A 6,674-nucleotide genomic window follows, 5' to 3' on the forward strand; every position below is an offset into this window, starting at 1 on the left:
CGAATACCTGTCTTAGCTACGCTAGACACCCTTGGCCGCAAGGATTACAAATTAAGAAAAATTCCGCAAGTTTTTGTCTATTGAAAGAATAAATAATCTCCCAACTGCTATCTATTTAACATAATGGTGGTTATACGAAATCCACCACCACCAGTTGTTAGAAACCATTTAAAGTGTCTGTATTCTCACCATTAAAAATGTCTGGTTTATGATGATCTAAATAACTTCTCAGGATATGACTCTATGAACGACACTGAAAATCAAAAAAAACTCCCATTCTCAGAGGATGAATTACTCGAAAATATAGATGAATATAAAGCACATGCAGATGAAATTGCTGTGCTTACAGAAACCGAATTCGATTATTCATATTTCAAACACTCTACTCCATTTTTTCAAAAATAAATTAATTACTGTAGAGACAAAACCCTTGCTACATAAGGTTTTGGAGTCGTTTGTCTAAAAATAATCATAAAACAACCTAGAGCCTGTTTATTTCCTCTTTGTATCCTTAAACGGATAAGATTTTAGAAAAACCGATGGCTCAGAATTAAAAATCATTTAACTTTTATTTGTAATTGTAAACCGAAAGTATCGAGTAATTTCTGCATGGATTTCAAAGTAGGATTGCTCCCTGGTTGCTCCATTTTTTGCAGTGTCTGTGGCGCAATCTTAGTAATTTTAGCCATATCATTCAGTGTTAAATGTAGCTCTGTTCGAATAAATCGAGCAACTTGATAAAAAGACCAGTCTGGATGATTATTGATGGTTTCAAGCACAGATAGTCTTTTTTCCATTTGTTGAATAGGGGTCAATGGTTTAAAACGTTTATCCATGGCTGATCTCCTCCAACTGCTGGCAAATATTGATTATTCGATATTGGCTATTTTCCAGAATTTCATCCGCTACTTGAAGAGCCTGCATCTTTTCTAACAGTCCCCGATAAATTGGTAACTGTTCAATTAATAAAGTTTTAATTTCTTGTGGATCAATCGAAGTGCTTTCAGCTATCTGCTCAATCACACAACTCAAAAGTGGCATACCACCATGATCATCTCTTTCCCAACGAGTAGTACGTGCAATACCATCAGGATGTAACCACATTGGCGCAAAATCAAATAATGGTGTGAGCTGAATTTTACCATTATTGAAGCGTTGGATTGCTGTATTGCGAGTATGGTTATCTTTATTGCCTAAGGCAACATTTGCGAGATCACGCTTCAAATACTCAAATACTTCCTGCTTTGGTTCGGTACAAGCCTCCATAAGCAGGGTACATATTTGATTATGGGTCATTCTAACCCCAAAGCCCGCCTTCCCACCTAGAGATGCAAGGCTTTCCTGAGCAATTCTTTCAACTTTGCCATTAATTACTTTGCGATCAAATCTTGGAATAAACAAAGTCTTGCCATGTAGCTCAAGATCCCGGTGTACACGTAGTTGCAAGTACTGAGCGACTTTCATATACAAAGCTTCGTTCATCAGGATTTTATTCAAATTTTGATCACTGCCGCGGCTAAATTTAACCAACCAATGCTGCTTAACTTGATCATCTGGAAGAGTATGATCTAGATAGAAAAGATCATCATAACCTTGTGTTAACAACAATTTTGGCCACTCACCCTGAATACCAGATGAACCGGCAATAAAAAGTCCATAAGATGCGAGCGATTCAATAAACTTCTCTTTACGTTCAATAATTTTGCTTAGGCTAAATCCCTGATTTTGCAGCTTTGGGAAATGACTCTGTAACCACTCATGAGCCTCTTTGACTCGCAGATTCCCAATTGGATTTCCTGCGCCTGCTTTTAAAAGCGCCCAGTCCGCTTGTTCCTGAACATTCTCAGAAAAATCAAGCTGTCTTAGTAATTCTTTGCGACCGTATCCTTGAGGTAATAGATCCATAAGAAATGCTGGCCAAGTTGATTCCAATCTATTTTGGACGTTCACCGGTAAGTCATAAGCAAGCGCATGACCATCTCTTAGATCCATATATGAAATAGCATATTCGAACAAATATGATGTACGTGTAGCTGCCTGCCATCCAGCATTTTGATCATCCGTAACCTCAACCAAAGCACAGTCATGCCATTCATAGTCTTGGTAGATTTGCAGTGTACAGTATTGCTTCATAATTTTATTAAAATAGTAAAATATAATGATTTTATTGATTATATATCTATTTTAATATAAAAGTATAATTAAACTAAAAATCTCAATGATCACTCTAGGTGTCTAAGAAGAACTTATACATTTCTCAAAATTGCAATAAACTCATCTGATTTGCAGTAGAATTGATCAATATTAGGTTAAATCTCACCTCCTTATATTTTAGCTATCCTTTACATCATGTCAGAACGTCAACAACTCAGCCTTAGTGAATACCTTGCCACTGTACAGGAAGTCATCCATCTGACTTTTGATGGGGCAGTGTGGGTCAAGGCTGAGATCCGTAATTTAAGTATTAAAGGCGGTCACTATTATCTTGAGTTGGCTGAGAAAGATGAAGAAAGCCATAAGGTGATCGCTAGTTGTAAAGGCACCATTTGGAAATTTACGGCACAAAAAATAGTTCTAAAGTTTGAACGAGAAAGTGGTATTGAACTGTCGAAAGACCTGAATGTACTGATCAAGGTCAAAGCTAGATTTGATCCGCAATATGGCTTCTCGGTCAATATCGAAGATATCGACTCTAGCTTTACTCTAGGAGACATCGCCAAACGCTATCAGCAGATTCTGCTGCGACTGACTGAGGAAGGCCTGCTCAATAACAATAAACAGTTGCCGGTACCCTTTGATATTCAGAATGTCTTGGTCATTGCACCGGAAAATGCTGCAGGGTTAGGTGACTTTAAAAAAGATGCGGATGCCCTGGCTCAGGCTGGTGTCTGCCATTTCGTTTATCATTCAGCAACTTTTCAGGGTAATACTGCTTCTGCCAGCATCATTCAGGTTTTGGGCCGTGCCTTAAGACAGTGGGCTCAAGATTACTTGATAGCACCAGACCTTATTGTGATTATCCGTGGTGGTGGAGCCGTGAATGACCTAGCTTACCTGAATGATTATGATCTGGCCGCACTGCTGTGTAAAAGAACTGTGCCGATCTGGGTCGGTATTGGCCACGAGAAAGACCACACTATTTTGGATGAAATTGCACACCGTTCCTTTGATACTCCGAGTAAAGTGATCGCAGGGATCCGTAACCTGATTGTGGAGCGAGTCAATGAAGTTAGTACTGCTTTGCAGACCATCAAGCTACTGTCACAGCACCAGTTGATCACCTACCAGAGCCAGAGTGATCAGTATCTGAAAACTATCAAAACTCTGACACAGAACCAGATCAATGAAGCCCAACGTAGAGTTGATATGCTGAAGAGTGATACTCAGTATCTTGCTCAACAACAGATTAAACTAGCTTCACAGCAGGTAGAGTCATTGATGAGGGAAACCTTGCTACAGAATCCACGTAATGTGATGGCCAAGGGCTATGCAATTGTCCGTAGCCAAGGCAAAGCCATCCGTTCCATACAGCAGATTACTGACCAGCAATTACAGATTGAACTTAAGGATGGCACCATTGATGCCACCGTGACACAGGTAAACGCACATGAACAATGAAGAACTAAGTTTCAAGAAAGGTTATGAAATTCTCAAGAAAAATGCCGAATTTCTTGAATCTCAGGAAGAACCGGATATTGATAACCTTATGGCGATCGTTGAAGAGTCCATGACTGCCTATAAAGCCTGCAAATTACGTATTGATGCTGTGCAACAGGCGTTGAATGACACCTTTAAAGAATAAAAATTCTAGGTCGAGAAAAGTCTAGAATGTTCTAGAAATAAAGGACATGAGATGGTGAAAACTGACAGTTAACCCAATAAATTTGCTTGAGCAGAGTTTTATTACTAACCACCTTTTCCTCGAGAGGTGTTACATGGATCCCAAACAACATACTTACGTTGTTAAATGGTTGACTGAGGATCAAGCCTGTGTCGGCTTATGTGTCGAGTTCTTCATTAAGCTGACTTAAACCAAATAGGTGAGGCTAATTAATTTAATGGCTGATCTTTAATAATCCCTGCCAGCTGAAATAGTTTTGGGTCAAATGGGTACGATTCATGGACCACTTTCGTTGTGGCAAGTAGCAGCTGCCAACAGCTAATTTAGTTTTCCCATATCTCGCCTGTACCGCTTCTAAAGTCTGCATGAGGCTTTCATTACTTTCACGCTGGCTGTGGTCCGTCAGCAGGTCAGGAGTAAAGCGCTGCTTAGCAATTAAATCCGTCAGAATTACACCACACTTTTTATATTTCACGTCAGATTTATAAATGTGTTCCAGCAGTTGCATAGCTGTTTTAATCAGATCCAAAACACAATCCGTCGGTTCAGGAAACTCAAAAGCCAACGATTTACTGTAATAGGGAACCTTTGAATCAAAAGGATTCGATTGCACAAAAGCAATGACACATCCACATAAGGAAGCGTCTGCTCGTAAACGTATGACTGCATCCTGTACATATTTGCCCATAGCCTCTTTGAGATCATCTAGCTCGGTAACTTTTTCACCAAATGAACGACTTGCTATGATTTGCTGTTTGGGGGGAGGGGCATCATCTAACTGCATACAAGAAACACCTTGCAGCTCCAATACTGTTCTTTGCATTACCACAGAAAAAAGGCTCGCCATGCGATGAGCATCTTGCATCACTAAATCTAGCACCGAATAGATTCCCATGGCATTTAGTTTTTTAACTAACTTACGACCAACGCCCCAAACTTCACCGACCTCAATGTCTGAATAAAGCATTTCCTGATCTAGGAAATCCATATTGAGTAAGTTACACACACCCTTGAAACCCTGTCTTTTTTTGGCAAGATGGTTGGCCATTTTGGCTTCGGTTTTACTACGACCGATACCAATCGAGACGGGTAAGCCAATCCAATCCAACAATCGTTGTTTCATGTGATGCGCATACTGAGTTAAGTCAAAATTTTGTGCATAACTGGTCAGATCTAAAAAACACTCATCAATTGAATAGATTTCCTGTTCATGTGGCGCAACAAAACTAGCCAAAATTGAATGAAAACGCTTGGACATTTCAGCATATAAAGCATAGTTACTGGATAACACCACGACCTGATGTTGCTGAACAATATCTTGTATTTGAAAGAGAGGAACGCCCATTTTGATGCCCAGCGCTTTGGCTTCATTACTTCTTGCCACAGCACAGCCATCGTTATTGCTGAGCACAATCACAGGTTTATTGTTTAGACTGGGATTAAATACCCGCTCACAACTGACATAACAGTTGTTAATATCAATCAGGGCATAAATCCGCTCGTAACTGCTCATCTGAACTTCTTGATCACACTGGTAACCACACCCCAAATCAGCATGGTTTGATTATCTTTCAAATGGATATCAGCAAAATCAGGATTAGCCGCCTGCAACCAGCATTGATTACCTTCAATCATTAAACGTTTAATCGTAAAATCGTTGTCAATCAATGCCAGAACAATATCCCCATGCTTGGCTTCAATACTACGGTCAACGATTAGCTTGTCATTCAGATCAATCCCTGCATCACGCATGGATAAGGATTCCACTTCAACGATAAAGGTTGCCTGTTGGTTTTGAATAAGAAACTCGTTTAGATCAAGGGTCTTATCGATATAGTCCTGAGCAGGGGAAGGGAAGCCTGCAGCAACTTTTTGCAAAGCAACAGGAATCTCATAATGTGTTTTTGTCTCAAGCAATGTAATAGAGGAAATATCGTTAAACTTTGGAGTGTCATTTTTTTTCAGGTATTTCTTGATTTCCAATACACGAGACTCTGGCACCCGAATGACCTTGGTCGGTTCGTTATAGACAAAAGGACGGCCAGAACCTTTGCGTGCACCACCATGCTTATTTTGAGTCATTTTTATTATCAATCTTGATTATGTAACATAATTAAGATTATAGAAAACTCAGTATGTAAAAACAATATTGTCCAACATAGTAAAGCCAATTTATATTTTTTTGCAGCTTAGTAATATTATCTACTACTTAGTGGAGGCGTATATTCAGCACTTACACCAGTATCATTGTTATTAGGGGGAGTACCCTCTATGCTCTCCACAATACTAATCATCACATCAGCACAGTTTTCACGAGCTGCTCTTGCTTTAGAATATTCTTCAGAAAAATAACATGCTTGCGCAGAGGCTAAGTCTGAAAATTCAATAATGATATGACGCTCATATTCAGATCCTTCTAGACAAGTAGATTTACCACCTCGTACAAGAAATTTAGCTCCATATTTTGCAAAGGCTAAAGGCGCTATTGACATATATTGTTTATATTTTTCCATATCATGAATAGTGACATGTGCAATCCAGTATGCGGACATATAAAATTTCCCTATGTTTAATAAGTGTAATACTCATTTTCTAACTATTTATTCATATCATTTGTCTAAAATGTATTTCGCAACTAGAGCTGCTTCATTAATATGTTCAGCCACAGCTTGTTTTGCTTTTTCAGGATCTTGGTGCAGATAAATTGCTTCACACATATTTTTAATACGTTGATAGCCAGAAATTTCACGCTTCGTCGATTTCATGGTAATTGCACGAAGACGACTAATTCGACCATTCAAACGTTGTACTACTTCCCAAGCAATATGATGTT

General features: G+C 39.1%; 8 protein-coding genes and 1 pseudogene. 3 read left to right on the forward strand and 6 right to left on the reverse strand.

The genetic code is table 11. The annotated features are described in order from the left end of the window. The first annotated feature begins 243 nt into the window (after positions 1-243). The gene (locus tag HX743_RS15260; protein ID WP_002046470.1) at positions 244-405 is read left to right on the forward strand and encodes a hypothetical protein; all 162 of its coding nucleotides are present in this window, start codon (positions 244-246) and stop codon (positions 403-405) included. Positions 406-557: 152 nt separating this feature from the next. Here HX743_RS15260 and HX743_RS15265 read toward each other — a convergent pair whose 3' ends face one another. Further along, complete coding sequence (locus HX743_RS15265; RefSeq protein ID WP_000361155.1) at positions 558-836, reverse strand: helix-turn-helix domain-containing protein; 279 nt, start codon at positions 834-836, stop codon at positions 558-560. Next, a complete protein-coding gene (locus tag HX743_RS15270; protein WP_178319625.1) occupies positions 829-2,133 on the reverse strand; it encodes a type II toxin-antitoxin system HipA family toxin in 1,305 nt (434 codons plus the stop codon). Before HX743_RS15270 ends, HX743_RS15265 begins: the two co-directional genes overlap by 8 nt. Before the next feature lie 216 nt (positions 2,134-2,349). Between HX743_RS15270 and xseA the strand changes: the two genes are divergently transcribed. Then, entirely contained in the window at positions 2,350-3,618 is a 1,269-nt protein-coding gene (xseA, locus tag HX743_RS15275) for an exodeoxyribonuclease VII large subunit (protein ID WP_178319626.1), read from the forward strand. Then, positions 3,608-3,802, forward strand: a complete 195-nt coding sequence (gene xseB / locus HX743_RS15280) for an exodeoxyribonuclease VII small subunit (protein WP_001058302.1) — start codon at positions 3,608-3,610, stop codon at positions 3,800-3,802. The genes xseA and xseB overlap by 11 nt, the downstream gene beginning before the upstream one ends. Positions 3,803-4,055: 253 nt before the next feature. Here xseB and HX743_RS15285 read toward each other — a convergent pair whose 3' ends face one another. From HX743_RS15285 to HX743_RS15300, 4 genes and pseudogenes are all read right to left on the reverse strand, one after another. Then, the gene (locus tag HX743_RS15285; protein WP_178319627.1) at positions 4,056-5,354 is read right to left on the reverse strand and encodes a Y-family DNA polymerase; all 1,299 of its coding nucleotides are present in this window, start codon (positions 5,352-5,354) and stop codon (positions 4,056-4,058) included. Continuing rightward, positions 5,351-5,923, reverse strand: a complete 573-nt coding sequence (locus HX743_RS15290; protein ID WP_070154044.1) for a LexA family transcriptional regulator — start codon at positions 5,921-5,923, stop codon at positions 5,351-5,353. Before HX743_RS15290 ends, HX743_RS15285 begins: the two co-directional genes overlap by 4 nt. Before the next feature lie 116 nt (positions 5,924-6,039). After that, on the reverse strand, positions 6,040-6,393 hold the full coding sequence (locus HX743_RS15295; RefSeq protein WP_178319628.1) for a DUF1330 domain-containing protein: 354 nt from the start codon (positions 6,391-6,393) through the stop codon (positions 6,040-6,042). Between the two features lie 57 nt (positions 6,394-6,450). Then, a pseudogene (locus HX743_RS15300) lies at positions 6,451-6,674 on the reverse strand (GntR family transcriptional regulator); the annotation flags it as partial.

The organism is Acinetobacter sp. Swhac1 (genome assembly GCF_013390985.1).
In the GTDB taxonomy this organism is placed as follows: domain Bacteria; phylum Pseudomonadota; class Gammaproteobacteria; order Pseudomonadales; family Moraxellaceae; genus Acinetobacter; species Acinetobacter towneri.

Excerpts from the sequence above, each read along its gene's own strand:
- HX743_RS15260 (WP_002046470.1), top strand. The coding sequence starts at position 244 with ATGAACGACACTGAAAATCAAAAAAAACTCCCATTCTCAGAGGATGAA.
- HX743_RS15265 (WP_000361155.1), bottom strand. The coding sequence starts at position 836 with ATGGATAAACGTTTTAAACCATTGACCCCTATTCAACAAATGGAAAAA.
- HX743_RS15270 (WP_178319625.1), bottom strand. The coding sequence starts at position 2,133 with ATGAAGCAATACTGTACACTGCAAATCTACCAAGACTATGAATGGCAT.
- xseA (WP_178319626.1), top strand. The coding sequence starts at position 2,350 with ATGTCAGAACGTCAACAACTCAGCCTTAGTGAATACCTTGCCACTGTA.
- xseB (WP_001058302.1), top strand. The coding sequence starts at position 3,608 with ATGAACAATGAAGAACTAAGTTTCAAGAAAGGTTATGAAATTCTCAAG.
- HX743_RS15285 (WP_178319627.1), bottom strand. The coding sequence starts at position 5,354 with ATGAGCAGTTACGAGCGGATTTATGCCCTGATTGATATTAACAACTGT.
- HX743_RS15290 (WP_070154044.1), bottom strand. The coding sequence starts at position 5,923 with ATGACTCAAAATAAGCATGGTGGTGCACGCAAAGGTTCTGGCCGTCCT.
- HX743_RS15295 (WP_178319628.1), bottom strand. The coding sequence starts at position 6,393 with ATGTCCGCATACTGGATTGCACATGTCACTATTCATGATATGGAAAAA.